This is a genomic window from Brachybacterium horti (assembly GCF_054777615.1).
In genome coordinates this window covers 792,310-809,916 of record NZ_BAAHAM010000002.1, presented here as the reverse complement: position 1 = coordinate 809,916, position 17,607 = coordinate 792,310, and the positions used below count along the sequence as shown (strand labels likewise).

Sequence of the window (17,607 nt, the reverse complement as noted above, 5' to 3'; positions counted from 1 at the left end):
CGCTCCGCGACGCTGTGACCGCGATTACGATGGACGAGTTCGCCCACGACATGAAGGAGTGTGCCCCGTGAGCACAGTCGATTCGTTCTCCGCGAAGCAGAATCTCAGCGTCGGTGAGACCGACTACGAGATCTACGCCCTCGACGCCGTCGAGGGCGCCGAGAAGCTTCCCTACAGCCTCAAGATCCTCCTCGAGAACCTCCTGCGCACCGAGGACGGCGCGAACATCACCGCCGAGCACGTGCGCGCCCTCGCCGGATGGGACCCCACCGCGGATCCCTCCGTCGAGATCCAGTTCACCCCGGCCCGCGTGATCATGCAGGATTTCACCGGCGTGCCCTGCGTCGTCGACCTCGCCACGATGCGCGAGGCCGTGCAGGACCTCGGCGGCGACCCCGAGCGCATCAACCCGCTCGCCCCCGCGGAGATGGTCATCGACCACTCCGTCATGATCGACGTGGCCGGCCGCCTGGACGCGCTCGAGAAGAACATGGAGCTCGAGTACGAGCGCAACCGCGAGCGCTACCAGTTCCTGCGCTGGGGCCAGACCGCCTTCGACGACTTCAAGGTCGTCCCCCCGGGCACCGGCATCGTCCACCAGGTCAACATCGAGCACCTGGCCCGCACGGTCATGACCCGCGACGTGGACGGGGTGCTGCGCGCCTACCCCGACTCGTGCGTCGGCACCGACTCCCACACCACCATGGTCAACGGCCTGGGCGTGCTGGGCTGGGGCGTGGGCGGCATCGAGGCCGAGGCCGCGATGCTCGGCCAGCCGGTCTCCATGCTCATCCCGCAGGTCGTGGGCTTCAAGCTCACCGGTGAGATTCCCGCCGCCGCGACCGCGACCGACGTCGTGCTCACGATCACCGAGATGCTGCGCCAGCAGGGCGTCGTCGGCAAGTTCGTCGAGTTCTACGGCGAGGGCGTCGCCCAGGTGCCGCTCGCGAACCGCGCGACCATCGGCAACATGAGCCCCGAGTTCGGCTCGACCTGTGCGATCTTCCCGATCGACGACGTGACCGTCGACTACCTGCGCCTCACCGGCCGCTCCGAGGAGCAGCTCGCGCTCGTCGAGGCCTACGCCAAGCGCCAGGGCCTCTGGCACGACCCGTCCACCGAGGCGCAGTACTCGGTGACGCTCGAGCTGGACCTCTCCACCGTCGTCCCCTCGATCGCCGGCCCCAAGCGCCCCCAGGACCGCATCGTGCTGTCCGAGGCCAAGGAGTCCTTCCGTGAGGTGCTGCCCTCCTACGCGACCGGCCACCCGGCCGTGAGCAACGGCGACGGCTCCTTCCCGGCCTCCGACCCGGCCACCCCCGACTCCGACAACGAGTCCGGCGGCCCCGCCCCCGAGCACCAGCACGTCACGGGCCGCGCCTCGCAGCCCACCGCCGTGAAGGGCGCGGACTACACGATCGACCACGGCATCGTCTCGATCGCCTCGATCACCTCGTGCACCAACACCTCGAACCCCTCGGTCATGATGGCCGCCGGCCTGCTCGCGCAGAACGCCGTGGACAAGGGCCTCGAGGCGAAGCCCTGGGTGAAGACCTCGATGGCCCCCGGCTCGCAGGTCGTCACGAACTACTACACGAAGGCCGGCCTGTGGCCCGCCCTCGAGCAGCTCGGCTTCCACCTCGTGGGCTACGGCTGCACCACCTGCATCGGCAACTCCGGCCCGCTCGCGCCGGAGATCTCCGAGGCGATCGCCGAGAACGACCTCGCCGTCACCGCGGTGCTCTCGGGCAACCGCAACTTCGAGGGCCGCATCAACCCCGACGTGAAGATGAACTACCTGGCCTCGCCGCCGCTGGTCATCGCCTACGCGCTCGCGGGCACGATGGACTTCGACTTCGAGAACGACGCGCTGGGCACGGACAAGGACGGCAACGACGTCTACCTCCGCGACATCTGGCCCAACCCGACCGAGGTCGAGCGGGTCATCGGCGAGAACATCACGCAGGAGATGTTCTCCGAGGACTACAAGGACGTCTTCGCCGGTGACGACCGCTGGCGCGGGCTCGACACCCCCGAGGGCGCGACCTTCGCGTGGGACGAGGAGTCCACCTACGTGCGCAAGCCCCCGTACTTCGAGGGCATGGGCGCCACCTCGGACCCGGTCGAGGACATCACCGGCGCCCGCGTGCTCGCCAAGCTCGGCGACTCCACGACGACCGACCACATCTCGCCCGCGGGCTCGATCAAGGCCGACTCCCCGGCCGGTCGCTACCTGCGCGAGCACGGCGTCGAGCGCAAGGACTTCAACTCCTACGGCTCGCGCCGCGGCAACCACGAGGTGATGATCCGCGGCACCTTCGCGAACATCCGCATCAAGAACCAGCTCCTCGACGGCGTCGAGGGCGGGTACACGAAGAACTTCCTGACCGGCGAGCAGGAGTTCATCTACGACGCGGCACAGGCCTACGCCGAGCAGGGCATCCCGCTCGTGGTCCTCGCGGGCAAGGAGTACGGCACGGGCTCCTCGCGCGACTGGGCCGCCAAGGGCACCAAGCTCCTGGGCGTCAAGGCCGTCATCACCGAGAGCTACGAGCGCATCCACCGCTCCAACCTCATCGGCATGGGCGTGCTCCCGCTGCAGTTCCCCGCGGGGCAGAACGCCGAGTCGCTGGGCCTGGACGGCACGGAGACCTTCGACATCTCCGGCGTCACCGCGCTCAACGAGGGCACCACGCCGAAGACGGTCGCCGTGAAGGCCACCAAGGAGGACGGCTCCGTCGTCGAGTTCGACGCGGTGCTCCGCATCGACACCCCCGGCGAGGCGGACTACTTCCGCAACGGCGGCATCCTGCAGTACGTGCTCCGCTCGCTGGTCGCCGCCTGACGATCACCGCGCTCTGCGCGGCGCCCCGTCCACCTCCGGGTGGGCGGGGCGCCGTCGTTCGGGGGCGGCGGTGGTGGCCCGGCGCGGGGGATACGAGCACCCCTGAGCACAGGATCTGCACCCTGTTGCAGATGGCTCCCGCACGCCGTGAATCCCCGGTGAAGATGTGCACAGATGTGACCATGCCTCCCGTCGATCCTGGTCAGGGAGTCGTACGCTGGCCTGGTCCCGTCCCCGACCTCCTTGGGAGGAACGCGCGTGCCCACCACCCAGCAGCGCTCCTTCACCTCGCTGATGCGCACCGCCGCGCCGAGCGACCTGCCGACGGCGCCGTCGGCCCACGCCGAGGTCGCCCCCGCGGAGGTCGCGATCCCCGCGGACCCCGCCGCGCTGCGCGACCTGGACCCCGAACAGCTCCCCGGGCTCGCGCGCACCCTGCGCCGGCGACTGCTCGAGATCTGCTCCCGCACGGGCGGGCACCTCGGCCCGAACCTCGGCGTCGTCGAGCTGACGATCGCCCTGCACCGCGAGTTCGTCTCCCCGCAGGAGCCGATCGTCTTCGACACCGGGCACCAGGCCTACGTCCACAAGATGCTCACCGGACGCGCGGACCTCCCCGGCCTGCGCAGCGCGGGCGGCACCTCCGGCTACCCCGACCGCGGAGAGTCCGCCCACGACCTCGTGGAGAACTCCCACGCCTCCGGCTCGATCGCCTGGGCCCACGGCCTGGACCGCGCCCACCGACTCGCCGGGCAGGACGGCGCGAGCGTCGCGGTGATCGGCGACGGCGCCCTCACCGGCGGGGTGGGCCTCGAGGCGCTCAACGAGCTCGCGGCGGACCGCGGCTCCCGCACCGTCGTCGTGCTCAATGACAACACCCGCTCCTACGCCCCGACCGTCGGCGGTCTCGCCCGGCACCTCGCGGCGCTGCGCGACGGGGACGTCCCTGCGGGGGCGGACCTCTTCACCGCGCTGGGGCTCACGTACGTGGGGCCGGTCGACGGGCACGACCACGAGGCCCTCGCCGTCGCCCTGCGCCAGGCGCGGCGCGCCGCGGAGGACCCCTCCCGTCCCGGTGTCGTCGTGCACGTGCTCACCCGCAAGGGCGCCGGCTTCGCCCGCGCCGAGTCCGACGCCGTGGACCAGTGGCACGCCACCGGCCCCTTCGCCCTCGACGACGAGACCGACGCCCCCGCCGCCGCGGACACCTGGACCCGGCGCCTCGGCGAGGCCGTGCTCGACGCGGCCCGGGAGGACGAGAAGGTCCTCGCGATCAGCGCGGCGATGGTCGACCCCGTGGGGCTCACCCCGATGCAGGAGGAGATGCCGGACCGCGTGATCGACGTCGGCATCGCCGAGCAGCTGGCGCTGGACACCGCCGCCGGCCTCGCGGCGGGCGGCCGTCGGCCCGTCGTCCCCCTCTACGCGACCTTCCTCGGTCGCGCCCACGACCAGCTGCTCCTCGACCTCGCCCTGCACGGCGAGGACGTCCTCATCACCCTCGACCGCGCGGGCGTCACCGGCGACGACGGCCCCAGCCACCACGGGGTGTGGGACCTGGGCCTCGCCGCGCAGGTGCCCGGGCTGTCGCTGTGGGCGCCGCGGGACGGCGAGCGGCTCGCGGGGGCCGTGCGCTCCGGGCTCGCGACCTCCGGTCCCTCGATCGTGCGCTTCCCCAAGGGCGCCTGCCCTCCCGATCTCCCGGCCACGGCGACGATCCCCGCGGGCGACGTGCTCGCGGGGGACCCGGATGCCCCGATCGACGTGCTCCTCGTGAGCATCGGCGCCCTCGCGGGCCGAGCCGTCGAGGCCGCCCGCCTCGTCGCCGCGGAGCAGGAGGGCGCGAACGTCCTCGTGCTGGACCCGGTGCAGGCGCTGCCGCTCGGTGAACCGCTGCTCGACCTCGCGAGCACCGCCCGCGCCGTCGTCACGCTCGAGGACGGCATCGCCGAGCGCGGCATCGGTGCGGCCCTCGCCGTGCGCCTCGCCGCTCGGGGCACCCTGGCCCGGCCGGCGCCGGTGCTGCGCACCCTCGGCCTCGCCCAGGAGTTCGTGCCCCACGCCAAGCGCGACGCGATCCTCACCGCGCAGGGACTGGACGCCGCGGGGATCGCCGCGAGCCTGCGTCGCGTGCTCGGCTGAGCACCGCAGGTTTGCGGACCGCGGACGTCGGAGCCCCGTGCCCGGGGAAACCTGCTCGCTCCCGTCGGTGACGGTCTGACAGGGTGGGGCCCATGAGCACTCTCCCTGCGGATCTCGCACGTCTCCGCGAGGCCTTCGCCCTCAGCGAGCTCGAGACCGCGAGCCTGACCCCCTTCGCCGCGGTGCACCGCTGCCGCACACGGGCGGGGGAGGACGCCGTGCTCAAGCGCACCGCGCGCGCCGCCCCCGCCATGGCCCGCTGGCTGCGGGCGCTCGACGCCGCCGGGGTCGACGTGGTCGTCCCCCTCGTCGATGCGCAGGAGGTCGACGACGCCACGTGGGTGCTCTACCCGTACATCGAGGGGGAGCGGTACAGCGGCACGACGGAGCAGCTCCGCGCCGCCGGCGACCTGCTCGGACGCCTCCATGCCGCGGAGGTGCCGCTCGAGGGCCTGCGCCGCTACGCCCACCCCAGCACCGTGCGCGCCGAGGTCGAGGCGGACCTCGTGACCCTGCGGGAGATCCTGCACCGCGCCCTGCCCGCGGAGCGCGCCGCCGCGGCGGACGCCTCGATCACCGCGCTCGGCGCCCGCTGGTTCGAGCGCTCCTGGCCCGCCCTGCGCGCCGCGGACCCGGACCTCCCGCGCACGGGCGTCAGCTCCGACTGGAAGGCCGCGAACCTCGTGTTCCGGCCGGAGGGCGCGGTGCTCGTGGACCCGGACAACGGCGGCGTCGAGCCGCGGCTGCTCGACCTCGCCCTCGCGCTCGTGCTCTTCCCCTGCGAGACGCCCGGCGCGCCGCCGCGCATGCTCGAGCCCGCCGAGTGGGACGTGCTGGCCGGCGCCTACGCGCGGCACGTCACGCTCACCGACCGCGAGCGGGAGCTGTGGCCTGCGGCGCTGGACCACCAGTGGTGGGAGGAGGGCACCTGGGTGCTCGAGGACGCCGGGGAGGACGGCTGGACGGATCCCGTCCAAGGCGGCTACCTGCGCTCACTGGCCGAGTGGGACCCCGCCCTGTACCGTCTGCCCGACTGACCTGCGCAGCGAGGGGGTCAGCCCAGCGAGGAGCGCGGGGCAGGATCGTCCGCGCGGGCGGTGAGCACGACCGGGGCGCCGTCGGTCACCTGCAGCGTGTGCTCGGCGTGCGCGCCGCGGGAGCCGTCGGCGGAGAGCTGGGTCCAGCCGTCGCGCTCGTCGACCACGAGCCGGTCGGTCGTCGGGACGAGGAAGGGCTCGACCGTGATGAGCTGGCCGGCCACGAGGCGCACGCCCTCCCCGGGGGTCCCGTGGTTCGGCACGAACGGCGCCTCGTGCATCGTGCGGCCCACGCCGTGCCCGCCGAAGCGGTCGTTGATCGTGTAGCCGAGATCGTGCGCGGCCGTCATCACCGCATGGCCGATGTCGCCCACCGTGCCGCCGGCGCGGACCCGGTCGATGCCGGCCCACATGACGCTCTCGGTGTCGCGGATCAGCTGCAGGTCCTCGGGCCGCGGGGTTCCCACGGGGACCGTGACGCAGGAGTCCGCGACCCAGCCCTCGAGCTCGACCGCGAAGTCGAGGGAGAGCAGGTCGCCGTCGGCCAGCACCCGGTCGTGGGGGCGGCCGTGCAGCACGCCCTCGTTGACCGAGGTGCAGATGACGTGACCGAACGGCGAGGCGCCGAAGGCCGGGTGGTAGTCGATGTAGCAGCTGTTCGCGCCCGCCTCACGGATCAGGCGGTGCGCCTCCGCATCGACGTCGAGCAAGTTCCAGCCCGGCTCCACCACGGTGCGCAGATGCGAGAGCACGGAGGCGACGAACTCGCCCGCGGGCCGCGCCTGCGCGAGCGTGGGCAGCTCCTGGGTCGAGGAGCGGCGGTGACGCCCGATCATCACCGCGTGCCCTCCGGGGCGACGGGCTCGGGGTGCTCGCCCGGCGCCGCGGGATCCGTGGCGGGGAGGGGCCCCCGGGTCACGAGCTCCGCACCCACCCAGGCGATGCCGCCGCCGAAGAGCGCGGCCCCGATGAGATGGAGGAAGACGACCGCCGCGGGAAGGCCCGTGAAGTACTGGACGTAGCCGATGACGCCCTGCAGGACGGTGAGCAGCAGGAGGGCGATCGCCGCGCGGCGCGGGGCACGGTCCGCGCGCCCCTTCAGCAGGATCACGAGCAGGACGACGAGCAGGGCGCAGAAGACCCAGACGGCGGCCGCGTGCGCGCGGGCGATCTCGACGGGGTTGATGAGCAGGCGCGTGATATCGCCGCTGTCCCCGGAGTGGGGGCCGGTGCCCGTGACGATCGTGCCCAGCACGAGCACGGCGAACCCCACCGCCGCGAGCGGAGCGTAGACCCACACGGCGGCGCGCGGCACGGCGAGACGGCGCGGCCCCTCGTCGTCCATGGCGCGCACGAGGAGCACCGTGGAGGCGACGACGAGGAGCGGGGAGATGAGGAAGTGGGGGCTCACGAGGCCCGGGTGCAGGTGCAGGAACACGACGAGGGCGCCGATGAGCGCCTGGGCGATGGTGCCGATCAGGGGCACGGCCGCGAGCAGGCGGAACGCCCGGCCGCGGTGCCGCATCCAGCGCCAGCTGACGACCAGGACGAGCACGGCGACGATGCCGAGCAGGCCGGTCATGGTGCGGTTGCCGAACTCGATGAACGGGTGGATCCCGGACTCGGGGGTGTACCGCGGGGTGAACTGGCCGGGCTCGCAGCTGGGCCAGGTGGAGCAGCCCAGTCCGCTGCCGGTGAGGCGCACGAGCCCGCCGGTGAGGATGATGCCCATCTGGCACACGAGGTTCGCCCACAGGACGATCGAGACGATCCGGGAGCGGGCGGCGGCGCCGAGCCCCGCGAACCGGGGATCGGGCAGGGTGGTCAGGCGGCCGTGGCGCTCGGGTCGCGTCCCGGCGCCCGCGACGGGGGCAGCGGCGGTGGGCATGCGGCCGATCCTAGTGACCGGTCCGCGAACGACGGGAGTCCGAGGGCGCTGACGCCGCCGGGATGGGACCAATCCCATGCCGGCCGGCCGCCCGGGGGTGCCTGGAGCGTCCGGGTGCGCAACGGCGCTCAGGCGTCGGTCCAGCGGAACCAGCGGACGACGGCCGCGGTCCCGCCCACGGCCCAGGCGAGAAGCACGACGACCGAGCCGATCGAGAACGGGCCGTGGGCGAGGCAGGCGCGCAGCAGCTCGCCGAGAGCGCCGGAGGGCAGCAGATCGACGATCCCTCCGAGGAACCGCGGGTACCGTGCGACGGGGACGGCGATCCCGGCGACCACGAACAGCACGAACACGAGGTTCGAGGCGGCGAGCACGCCCTCGGTGCGCAGACGCCCCGCGAGCAGCAGACCCAGCGCGCCGAAGGCGATCGTGCCGAGGGCCCACACGGGCACCGCGGCGAGCAGGCCGCCGATCCCCGGGCGCCAACCCATGACGAGCGCGACCGTGCCGAGCACGAGCACCTGGAGCACGTGCACGAGGAGCGTCGCGAGGATCTTCCCGGCGAGATAGCCGTCCCGCCCCAGCGGCGTCGTCGCGACCCAGCGCAGCACCCCGTTGCGGCGGTCGAAGCCGGTCTGGATGGCCTGCGAGGTGAAGGCGGTCGAGACGAGGGCGGTTGCGAGGGTCGCGGCGATCGCGGTGTCGATCGGGGCGGCGCCGTCGATGCGGCCCACGGGCAGCAGCCGCAGGCCGATCAGCACCATCGCGGGCAGGGCCAGCGCGACCATGAGCTGCTCGCCGTTGGTGAGCAGGGTGCGGGCCTCGAGCGCGGCGTGGGCGAGGATGCGCCGGCCGCGCGGAGCGGGGGTGGCCCCGTCGGCGGGGGCCGGGGAACCGGGGTCGGGAGTGCGGTCGGGCGTGCTCATCGGGTGGTCTCCTGCTCGGGCTCGGCCTGCGCCATGAGGTCCAGCAGCACGGCCTCGAGATCGGCCGCCCCGCCCGCCGTGATCCGCAGCCGGGCGCCGTGGCGCTCGGCGGCGATGCGGAGGTCCTCCTCGAGGGCGTCCCGACGGTTCGGGTCGACCGAGTCGATGCGGGCACTGAGCGACTGCGCACCCGCGCGGTCCCGGTGCGAGGCGATGACCTCGTCGACGGTGCCGGAGGCGACGGTGCGCCCCCGTGCGATGACGTGGACCTCGTCGGCCAGGCCCACCACGTCCTCCATGAGGTGCGTGGTGAGCACGACCGCCGTGCCCTTGCGAGCGAGGCCGCGCACGAGGGTGCGCACGCGCCGCCGGATCGCCGGGTCCATGCCGGCGGTGGGCTCGTCGAGGAAGACCAGCTCGGGGCGGCCGATGATCGCGAGCGCGAGGGCGAGGCGCTGGCGCTGGCCGCCCGATAGCCGCCGCACGAGGGTGCGGGCGAAGCCGTCGGGCCCGGTGATGCCGAGGTACTCGGCGATCTCGTCGACGTCGAGCGGGTGGGCGTGCAGCGCGGCGCCGTAGCGCAGCAGCTGCAGGGCGGTCGCCCCCGAGGTGAGCCCGCCGTCCTGGATCATCACCCCGACCCTGGCGCGGTGCTCCGGGGAGGCGCGCCAGGGGTCCGCGCCGAGCACGCGGACGCTCCCGCCGCCGGGGCGGAGCAGTCCGGTCGCGCAGGAGATCGCGGTGGTCTTGCCGGCGCCGTTGGGGCCCAGCAGGGCGGTGACGGCACCGTGCCGTGCGGCGAGCGAGAGGCCGTCGAGGGCGCGGACCTCGCCGAAGGAGACGGCGAGGGAATCGGCGACGAGGGCGGGGGAGTGGTCTTCCATGGCGGCGCCCATGCTAGGCCCCCGTCCCCGGGAGCCGCCTCGACGTCCCGGGGGTCGCTCAGCGCCCTCGGACGACCAGCGGCGTGTGCGCGGGATCGACGACCTCCGCGGCGAGCGGCGGCTGCGGGACGGTGCCGCCCGGGCCCCAGGTGTCGGTCGGGAAGCGGTCGCGGTCGTGGGGCTCGATCAGCGGTGCCGGGTCCGGTCCGAGCGGCACCACGCGGGTGGGGTTGATGTCCGTCTGGACCGCGTAGTAGTGCTCCTTGATGTGCTCGATGTCGATCGTGTCGCCGAAGCCCGGGGTCTGGAACAGGTCCTTCGTGTAGTTCCAGAGGTTCGGCATCGTGAACAGCGGCTGCCGATTGGCCTTGAAGTGGGAGTAGTAGACGAGGTCGAAGCGCACGAGGGTCGGGAACAGGCGCACGTCCGCCTCGGTGATCGCGGGCCCCATGAGGTAGCGGCTGCGGGAGAGGCGGTCCTCGAGCTCGTCGAGCGCCGCCCAGAGCTCTCGGTACTCGCGCTCGTAGTCCGCCTGCGTGCCGGCGAAGCCCACCTTGTAGACGCCGTTGTTGACGCGGTGCAGCATCCATCGGTTCAGCTCGTCGATCTCGCCGCGACGCTCCTCGGGGTAGAGGTCCGGGGCGCCCTCGCGCTGGAGCGCGGTCCACTGGGTCGCCAGGTCGAGGGTGATCTGCTGGAAGTCGTTGGTGACGACGGCGCGGGTGGGGACGTCGACCATGGCGGGCACGGTGATGCCGCGCGGGTAGTCGGGATAGCGGGCGAAGTAGGCCTGCTGGAGCCGCTCGTAGCCGAGCACCGGGTCCACCCCGCCCTCGTCGAGGTCGAAGGTCCACGAGCGCTTGTCATGGGTGGGGCCGGCGATCGCGAGGGAGATCGCGTCCTCGAGGCCCAGCAGGCGGCGCGAGATGATCGTGCGGTTCGCCCAGGGGCAGGCCCGGGAGACGGCGAGGCGGTAGCGGCCGGCCTCGACGGGCCAGCCGTCACGCGCATCGACGGTGATGCGGTCGGGGATGTAGGTCATGTCGCGGTCGAAGGGCTTCCCGGCGTGGACGTAGCTGCCCGTCTGGTCGTTCTCGTCGGACGTGCTCATGAGGTCTCCTCGGTGCAGGGTCATCGCTCGGACCCTGCCAGAGTAGTTGAAAACCGTACGATCAGTCGAGGGTGTCGACCCCCCCGATCGTCCCGCAGGTGACGCTTCTCATGGGGTGGTCCGGGGTCGACAATATGCAAGCTGGACATTGTAAAATCTTGGACCGATGATGGTCCCGGGACCTGCGGCGCCGACCGCGCGTCCCCGTCATCGCGAGGCCCGTCATCACGGGACCCGAACGCACCGGAAGGAGGGGCGCATGAGCACGAGCGCCGGCACCGTCGACAGCACGGGCACCGGAGCCCCGCCCGCCGCAGGAGCGCCTGGCGACATCCCCTGCGAACCCGCTCGGGGCGCCGAGCACCGCGACACCCGCGAGCGGCTCATCGAGACGATCTCCGCCCACGGACCCATCACCGCCCGGCAGCTCGCCGAGCGGTTCGGGCTCACGAGCGCCGCCGTCCGGCGGCACCTCGCGGCCCTCGAGGCCGACGGCGTCATCGCCGAGCACGAGATCATCGTGGCCCACCGCGGCCGCGGCCGGCCCAGCAAGGCCTTCGTGCTCTCGCAGTCCGCGCACGAGGCGCTCCCGGGCGGGTACGACGAGCTCGCCGTCCTCGCCCTCCAGGAGATCTCCGCCCTGGGCGGCGACGAGGCGGTGGCCCGCCTCGCGGACCGCCGCGTCGAGGACTGGGAGCGCGAGGTCGCCCGTCGCACCGCCGAGCGCGAGGCGGCGGGGGAGCACGTCTCCCTCGCCCGTAAGCTCGAGCTCCTGGCCGAGCTCCTCACCGAGCGCGGCTACGCCACGACCGTGCGCCCCCTGAACGTCCCCCTCCCCGCCGCCGGTGCGCGATCCGGCACGGGGACGCGTACGCTCGTCACGGCGCAGCTCTGCCATGGTCACTGCCCCGTCCTCGACGTGGCCGCGGACCATCCGGAGCTGTGCGAGGCCGAGACCCGCATCATCGCGCGCATCATCGGAGCACCCGTCCAGCGCCTGGCGACCCTCGCCCAGGGCGCCCACGTGTGCACGACCCACATTCCGCTCACCGAGGGAAGGACACCATGACGAGCGCACCAGAGCAGCTCAGCCAGGACGAGATCATCGACTCCATCGGCAACTACGCCTTTGGCTGGCACGACGAGGACACGGCCGGCGCGAGCGCCCGCCGTGGTCTGGACGAGGACGTCGTCCGCGACATCTCCCGCCGCAAGGACGAGCCCGAGTGGATGCTCGAGCGTCGCCTCAAGGCCCTCGGCATCTTCGACAAGAAGCCGATGCCCACCTGGGGCCCCGATCTCTCCGGGATCGACTTCGACACCATCAAGTACTTCGTCCGCTCCACCGAGGGCCAGGCCTCCAGCTGGGAGGAGCTCCCGGCGGACATCCGCGAGACCTACGACCGCCTCGGCATCCCCGAGGCGGAGAAGCAGCGCCTCGTGGCCGGCGTCGCCGCCCAGTACGAGTCCGAGGTCGTCTACCACCAGATCCGTGAGGACCTCGAGGAGCAGGGCGTCATCTTCGTGGACACCGACACGGGTCTGCGCGACTACCCCGAGCTCTTCGAGGAGTACTTCGGCACCGTCATCCCCTCGGGTGACAACAAGTTCTCCGCGCTGAACACCGCGGTGTGGTCCGGCGGCTCCTTCGTGTACGTCCCCCCGGGCGTCCACGTCGAGATCCCGCTCCAGGCCTACTTCCGCATCAACACTGAGAACATGGGCCAGTTCGAGCGGACCCTGATCATCGCCGACGAGGGCTCCTACGTGCACTACGTCGAGGGCTGCACGGCGCCGATCTACAAGTCGGACTCGCTGCACAGCGCCGTCGTCGAGATCGTCGTGAAGAAGGACGCCCGCGTCCGCTACACGACGATCCAGAACTGGTCGAACAACGTGTACAACCTGGTCACCAAGCGCACCACGGTGGAGCAGGGCGGCACCATGGAGTGGGTCGACGGCAACATCGGCTCCAAGGTCACCATGAAGTACCCGGCCGTGTGGCTGATGGGCGAGCACGCCCGCGGCGAGACGCTGTCGATCGCCTTCGCGGGCGAGAACCAGCACCAGGACACCGGCTCGAAGATGGTGCACATGGCGCCGCACACCTCGAGCTCGATCGTCTCGAAGTCGGTCTCCCGGGCCGGTGGGCGGACCTCCTACCGCGGCCTCGTGCAGGTCATGCCCGGGGCGGAGCACTCCGCCTCGACCGTGCTGTGCGACGCGCTGCTCGTGGACACGGTCTCCCGCACGGACACCTACCCCTACGTCGACGTGCGCGTCGACGACGTCCAGATGGGTCATGAGGCCACGGTCTCCAAGGTCTCCGAGGAGCAGCTGTTCTACCTCATGAGCCGCGGCCTCGAGGAGACGGAGGCCATGGCGATGATCGTGCGCGGGTTCATCGAGCCCATCGCGCGCGAGCTCCCGATGGAGTACGCCCTCGAGTTGAACCGCCTGATCGAGCTGCAGATGGAAGGAGCAGTCGGTTGATGACCACGTCCACCACGGAGGGTGCGGAGATCACCCAGGAGCGTCACGACGGGGAGATCGTGGGCGGCGCCGCCGGCGCCGCGCCCGTCGCCGCGCAGGGGACCATCGACGGCCTCGGCGCGTCGGCCCCGACGCTCGAGGGGGAGGGCCTGGCCCTGCCCGGCGACGCCCCCGCGAAGCACGCGGCGACCAGCCGCGCCGCGCGGCTGCGCTCGTTCGAGCTCGGTGACCACCCCGTGCCCACCTCGAAGATCGAGGAGTGGCGCTTCACCCCGCTGCGCCGCTTCACGCCGCTCTTCCAGGACGTGGCGACCGACGACCGCGAGGGCGACCCCGCCCTCGAGTACGACGTCACCCTCCCGGACGGCGCACCCGAGATCGCCAACCTCGCCCCGGGCGAGGCCCCCCGCGGCACCGCCCTCGTGCCCGAGGACCTCACCGCCGCGATCGCCTCGGCCCGCACCGAGCAGGCCCTGCACCTCGTCGCCCCCCGCGGCCAGGATCTCGCCGCTCCGTTCCGCACGGAGATCACCGGCCGCGGTGCGGACCGCCGGGGCAACGCGCACATCGTGCTGGAGACCCAGGAGTCCTCCACCGCGACCTTCGTGCTCAACCACACCGGCTCCGCGCAGTACGCGCAGAACGTCGAGATGGTCGTGGGCGACAACTCGCGGATGACCGTCATCTCCCTGCAGGACTGGGACGACGACGCGCTCCACGTCGCCACGCACCATGCACGGCTCGGCCGCGACGCGAAGCTCAAGCACATCGTCGTCTCGCTCGGCGGCAGCGCCGTGCGCGTCAACGTGATCGGCGAGTTCGCCGCCCCGGGCGGCGAGCTCGAGAACCTGGGCCTCTACTTCGCGGACGAGAACCAGTTCCTCGAGCACCGTCTCTTCGTGGACCACGCCGCCCCGAACTGCACCTCCGACGTCGCCTACAAGGGCGCGCTGCAGGGGCAGAAGGCCCGCTCCGTGTGGGTGGGCGACGTCCTCATCCGCAAGGAGGCCGAGGGGACCAGCACCTACGAGCTGAACCGCAACCTCGTGCTCACCGAGGGCGCGCGCGCCGACTCCGTCCCCAACCTGGAGATCGAGACGGGCGAGATCGAGGGCGCCGGCCACGCCGCCGCCACCGGACGCTTCGACGACGAGCAGCTGTTCTACCTGCGCGCTCGCGGCATCCCCGAGAAGGAGGCCCGCCGCCTGGTGGTGCGCGGCTTCTTCGCGGAGCTCATCCAGAAGATCGACGTGCCGGAGATCCGCGAGCACCTCTTCGAGTCCATCGAGGCGGAGCTCACCCGGAGCATGAACTGATGCAGGACGTCTCCGACCGCTTCGTGCAGGTCGCCCGGCTCGAGGACCTCGCGCCGGGCACCGCGCTCGACGTCGTCGCAGGAGGGCTTGAGATCGCCCTCGTGCGCGACGAGGCCGGAGGCGTCCACGCCCTCGAGGACCGCTGCTCGCACGACGAGATCGCGCTGAGCGACGGCGACGTCGAGGGCTGCACCATCGAGTGCTGGAAGCACGGGAGCCAGTTCGATCTGAACACCGGCCGCCCGCTCCAGCTCCCCGCCGTCCGCCCCGTCCGGGTGCTGCCCGTGCGGATCGACGAGGCCGCCGGGACGATCCACGTCGATCCCGCCGGCGACGCCTCCCACCCCTGAACACTTCCACCGTCCCGCGAGGGATACCGGTCAAGGAGAAACCCACCATGTCTGTCCTGGAGATCACGAACCTCCACGCCACCGTCGACACCCCCGAGGGGACCAAGGAGATCCTCAAGGGCGTCGACCTCACCATCCGCGGCGGCGAGACGCACGCGATCATGGGCCCCAACGGCTCGGGCAAGTCGACCCTCGCCTACGCGCTGGCCGGCCACCCCAAGTACCAGATCACCGAGGGCTCGGTGACCCTGGACGGCGAGGACGTCCTCGAGATGAGCGTCGACGAGCGTGCTCGCGCCGGCGTGTTCCTCGCGATGCAGTACCCCGTCGAGGTCCCCGGCGTGACCGTCTCGAACTTCCTGCGCACCGCGAAGACCGCGGTCGACGGCGAGGCCCCCTCGCTGCGCACCTGGGTGAAGGACGTCAAGGGCGCCATGGACGACCTCCGCATGGACCCCGTCTTCGCCGAGCGCAACGTCAACGAGGGCTTCTCGGGCGGCGAGAAGAAGCGCCACGAGATCCTGCAGATGCAGCTGCTCAAGCCCTCGATCGCGATCCTCGACGAGACCGACTCCGGCCTCGACGTCGACGCCCTGCGCATCGTCTCCGAGGGCGTGAACCGCGCCAAGGAGAACACCGAGGTGGGCATCATGCTCATCACGCACTACACGCGCATCCTCAACTACGTGAAGCCCGACTTCGTGCACGTCTTCGTCAACGGCCGGATCGCCGAGCAGGGCGGACCGGAGCTCGCCGAGCGCCTCGAGAACGAGGGCTACGACCGCTTCCTCGCGGCCGCGAACTGAACCCGCCGCCCCTCATCAGGAGGACACCATGACCGACCAGCTCCCGACGGCGACCGTGACCGTCGAGCAGGTGACCGAGGCGCTCAAGGACGTCATCGATCCCGAGCTCGGCATCAACGTCGTCGACCTGGGCCTCGTCTACGGGGTCACCGTCGAGGACGGCAACGCCGTGATCGACATGACGCTGACCTCGGCCGCGTGCCCGCTCACGGATCTGCTCGAGGAGCAGACCTTCGCGGCGCTCGACCCGATCACCGAGACCCACCGCATCAACTGGGTGTGGATGCCCCCGTGGGGCATGGAGAAGATCACCGAGGACGGCCGCGAGCAGCTGCGCGCGATCGGCTTCAACCTCTGATCGACCTCGCCCCGGGACCCCCTGCCCCGCCTCGTGCGGGACAGGGGGTCCGTGCTGTGCGGGGGTCGAGCGACGTGTGCTTCCGCGGATGGGAAGCAGGCGTCGCCCGGCCGTTCGTGCAGCGCCGGGGTGCCGGCCGGACGGGGTCAGTCGAGGACGTTCGCGGGGTCGGTGACGTCGAGGCCGTGCGCCTCACCGGTGCCCTCGTGGGTGAGCACGCCCTCATGGGTGTGCAGGCCCGCGGCGAGGGCGGCGTCGGCGCGCAGCGCGTCCTGCCAGCCCTGGCCGGCGAGGCGCAGCACGTAGGGGAGCGTCGCGTTGGTGAGCGCCGCCGTCGCCGTGACGGGCACCGAGCCGGGCATGTTCGCGACGCAGTAGTAGATCGCGTCGTGCACGGTGAAGGTCGGGTCCGCATGGGTGGTGGGGCGGGAGTTCTCGAAGCAGCCGCCCTGGTCGATCGCGACGTCGACGAGCACGGAGCCGGGCTTCATCGAGGCGACCATCTCGTCGGTCACGAGCTTCGGGGCACGCTTGCCGGGGATGAGCACCGAGCCGATGACGACGTCGGACTCCGCGACCTGCGCGGCGACATCGAGGGTGGTCGAGTAGCGGGTGAGGATCCCGCCGTCGTGCGTCGTCGCGATCTGGGAGAGCCGCGGGACGTTCACGTCCATCACGGTGACCTGCGCGTGCAGACCCAGCGCCATCATCGCCGCCTGCTCGCCGACGACCCCGCCGCCCAGCACGGTCACCTTCGCCTCGGAGGTGCCGGGCACGCCGCCCATGAGCACGCCGGAGCCGCCGAGCGGCGCCATGAGGTGGTAGGCGGCGACCTGGGTCGCGAGACGACCCGCGATCGCGCTCATCGGGGCGAGCAACGGCAGCGAGCGGTCCGGGAGCTGGACCGTCTCATAGGCGATCGCGGTCGCGCCCGAGTCGATCAGGGCGTCGGTGAGGGCGCGGTCCGCGGCCAGGTGCAGGTAGGTGAACAGCACGAGCCCGCGCCGCAGGCGGTGGTACTCCGCGGGCAGCGGCTCCTTGACCTTGACGACCATCTCCGCGCGGGCCCAGACCTCGTCCGCCTCGGTCACGATGGTCGCTCCTGCGGCCGCGTAGTCCTCGTCGGTGATCCGGGCGCCGACGCCCGCGCCGGCCTCGACCAGCACCTCGTGGCCGCGCGCCACGAGCTCGTGGACACCGGCGGCCGCGAGGCCCACCCGGTTCTCGTTGTCCTTGATCTCCCGGGGGATGCCGATGCGCATGAAGATGCTCCTCGTCCTTCGCTCGTCGCGTGGCCCGGCCTCCTCGCCGGACCGGCACCAGCTTCGCATCGAGGGTGCCCGCCGCGGGCGGGAACGGCGCACCCCGTCGTCCGCCGAGACCGTGCTGTGATCCGCCACCCCGCGCGGGGCGACCCGGCGGCCGTGTGGCGCTGGGCACCGCGGGCGATA

At 72.2% G+C, this 17,607-nt stretch carries 15 protein-coding genes; 9 read left to right on the top strand and 6 right to left on the bottom strand.

Going from position 1 to position 17,607, the window contains the following annotated elements; all coding sequences use genetic code 11:
* Positions 1 to 67 precede the first annotated feature (67 nt).
* The 3 genes from acnA (at position 68) to ACYVAP_RS08900 (ending at position 6,024) form a co-directional block, all read left to right on the top strand.
* On the top strand, positions 68 to 2,845 hold the full coding sequence (acnA, locus tag ACYVAP_RS08910) for an aconitate hydratase (protein WP_498860368.1): 2,778 nt from the start codon (positions 68 to 70) through the stop codon (positions 2,843 to 2,845).
* A 258-nt stretch (positions 2,846 to 3,103) separates the two neighbouring features.
* Positions 3,104 to 4,987: a 1-deoxy-D-xylulose-5-phosphate synthase gene (locus ACYVAP_RS08905; protein ID WP_498860367.1), complete on the top strand. Its 1,884-nt coding sequence runs from the start codon at positions 3,104 to 3,106 to the stop codon at positions 4,985 to 4,987.
* A gap of 92 nt (positions 4,988 to 5,079) precedes the next feature.
* Positions 5,080 to 6,024 (top strand): phosphotransferase, encoded by a 945-nt coding sequence (locus ACYVAP_RS08900; protein ID WP_103384843.1) that lies wholly within the window; start codon positions 5,080 to 5,082, stop codon positions 6,022 to 6,024.
* A 17-nt stretch (positions 6,025 to 6,041) separates the two neighbouring features.
* Here the strand turns inward: ACYVAP_RS08900 and map are convergent, their stop codons facing one another.
* From map to ACYVAP_RS08875, 5 genes are all read right to left on the bottom strand, one after another.
* Positions 6,042 to 6,863, bottom strand: coding sequence for a type I methionyl aminopeptidase (gene map, locus ACYVAP_RS08895; protein WP_498860366.1), 822 nt, complete (start codon positions 6,861 to 6,863; stop codon positions 6,042 to 6,044).
* Complete coding sequence (locus ACYVAP_RS08890) at positions 6,860 to 7,912, bottom strand: COX15/CtaA family protein (protein ID WP_498860365.1); 1,053 nt, start codon at positions 7,910 to 7,912, stop codon at positions 6,860 to 6,862. Before ACYVAP_RS08890 ends, map begins: the two co-directional genes overlap by 4 nt.
* A gap of 128 nt (positions 7,913 to 8,040) precedes the next feature.
* A complete protein-coding gene (locus tag ACYVAP_RS08885; protein ID WP_498860364.1) occupies positions 8,041 to 8,838 on the bottom strand; it encodes an ABC-2 transporter permease in 798 nt (265 codons plus the stop codon).
* Positions 8,835 to 9,722 (bottom strand): ABC transporter ATP-binding protein, encoded by an 888-nt coding sequence (locus ACYVAP_RS08880; RefSeq protein ID WP_498860363.1) that lies wholly within the window; start codon positions 9,720 to 9,722, stop codon positions 8,835 to 8,837. Before ACYVAP_RS08880 ends, ACYVAP_RS08885 begins: the two co-directional genes overlap by 4 nt.
* Before the next feature lie 58 nt (positions 9,723 to 9,780).
* The gene (locus tag ACYVAP_RS08875; protein WP_498860362.1) at positions 9,781 to 10,833 is read right to left on the bottom strand and encodes a glutathione S-transferase family protein; all 1,053 of its coding nucleotides are present in this window, start codon (positions 10,831 to 10,833) and stop codon (positions 9,781 to 9,783) included.
* A gap of 259 nt (positions 10,834 to 11,092) precedes the next feature.
* On the opposite strand from ACYVAP_RS08875, the gene ACYVAP_RS08870 reads away from it, so the two are divergent.
* From ACYVAP_RS08870 to ACYVAP_RS08845, 6 genes are read left to right on the top strand one after another with little or no spacing between them, the layout of a single operon-like run.
* Positions 11,093 to 11,902 (top strand): helix-turn-helix transcriptional regulator, encoded by an 810-nt coding sequence (locus ACYVAP_RS08870; protein ID WP_264449142.1) that lies wholly within the window; start codon positions 11,093 to 11,095, stop codon positions 11,900 to 11,902.
* Positions 11,899 to 13,326: a Fe-S cluster assembly protein SufB gene (sufB, locus tag ACYVAP_RS08865; RefSeq protein WP_264449141.1), complete on the top strand. Its 1,428-nt coding sequence runs from the start codon at positions 11,899 to 11,901 to the stop codon at positions 13,324 to 13,326. Before ACYVAP_RS08870 ends, sufB begins: the two co-directional genes overlap by 4 nt.
* On the top strand, positions 13,326 to 14,642 hold the full coding sequence (gene sufD, locus ACYVAP_RS08860) for a Fe-S cluster assembly protein SufD (RefSeq protein ID WP_264449140.1): 1,317 nt from the start codon (positions 13,326 to 13,328) through the stop codon (positions 14,640 to 14,642). The genes sufB and sufD overlap by 1 nt, the downstream gene beginning before the upstream one ends.
* Positions 14,642 to 14,992 carry a non-heme iron oxygenase ferredoxin subunit gene (locus ACYVAP_RS08855; RefSeq protein WP_264449139.1) on the top strand — a complete coding sequence of 117 codons (351 nt, stop codon included), beginning with the start codon at positions 14,642 to 14,644 and terminating at the stop codon, positions 14,990 to 14,992. Before sufD ends, ACYVAP_RS08855 begins: the two co-directional genes overlap by 1 nt.
* A gap of 47 nt (positions 14,993 to 15,039) precedes the next feature.
* Positions 15,040 to 15,798, top strand: a complete 759-nt coding sequence (gene sufC, locus ACYVAP_RS08850; RefSeq protein ID WP_137770901.1) for a Fe-S cluster assembly ATPase SufC — start codon at positions 15,040 to 15,042, stop codon at positions 15,796 to 15,798.
* Between the two features lie 28 nt (positions 15,799 to 15,826).
* Positions 15,827 to 16,156 (top strand): metal-sulfur cluster assembly factor, encoded by a 330-nt coding sequence (locus tag ACYVAP_RS08845; protein WP_137770900.1) that lies wholly within the window; start codon positions 15,827 to 15,829, stop codon positions 16,154 to 16,156.
* 146 nt (positions 16,157 to 16,302) lie between these two features.
* Here ACYVAP_RS08845 and ald read toward each other — a convergent pair whose 3' ends face one another.
* Complete coding sequence (gene ald, locus ACYVAP_RS08840; protein ID WP_498860361.1) at positions 16,303 to 17,418, bottom strand: alanine dehydrogenase; 1,116 nt, start codon at positions 17,416 to 17,418, stop codon at positions 16,303 to 16,305.
* Between the last annotated feature and the right edge of the window lie 189 nt (positions 17,419 to 17,607).

Bases quoted from the DNA above. Each gene is read 5' to 3' on its own strand.
- ACYVAP_RS08900 (WP_103384843.1), top strand. From the start codon at position 5,080: ATGAGCACTCTCCCTGCGGATCTCGCACGTCTCCGCGAGGCCTTCGCC.
- ACYVAP_RS08890 (WP_498860365.1), bottom strand. From the start codon at position 7,912: ATGCCCACCGCCGCTGCCCCCGTCGCGGGCGCCGGGACGCGACCCGAG.
- ACYVAP_RS08885 (WP_498860364.1), bottom strand. From the start codon at position 8,838: ATGAGCACGCCCGACCGCACTCCCGACCCCGGTTCCCCGGCCCCCGCC.
- ACYVAP_RS08880 (WP_498860363.1), bottom strand. From the start codon at position 9,722: ATGGAAGACCACTCCCCCGCCCTCGTCGCCGATTCCCTCGCCGTCTCC.
- ACYVAP_RS08875 (WP_498860362.1), bottom strand. From the start codon at position 10,833: ATGAGCACGTCCGACGAGAACGACCAGACGGGCAGCTACGTCCACGCC.
- ACYVAP_RS08870 (WP_264449142.1), top strand. From the start codon at position 11,093: ATGAGCACGAGCGCCGGCACCGTCGACAGCACGGGCACCGGAGCCCCG.
- sufB (WP_264449141.1), top strand. From the start codon at position 11,899: ATGACGAGCGCACCAGAGCAGCTCAGCCAGGACGAGATCATCGACTCC.
- sufD (WP_264449140.1), top strand. From the start codon at position 13,326: ATGACCACGTCCACCACGGAGGGTGCGGAGATCACCCAGGAGCGTCAC.
- ACYVAP_RS08855 (WP_264449139.1), top strand. From the start codon at position 14,642: ATGCAGGACGTCTCCGACCGCTTCGTGCAGGTCGCCCGGCTCGAGGAC.
- sufC (WP_137770901.1), top strand. From the start codon at position 15,040: ATGTCTGTCCTGGAGATCACGAACCTCCACGCCACCGTCGACACCCCC.
- ACYVAP_RS08845 (WP_137770900.1), top strand. From the start codon at position 15,827: ATGACCGACCAGCTCCCGACGGCGACCGTGACCGTCGAGCAGGTGACC.
- ald (WP_498860361.1), bottom strand. From the start codon at position 17,418: ATGCGCATCGGCATCCCCCGGGAGATCAAGGACAACGAGAACCGGGTG.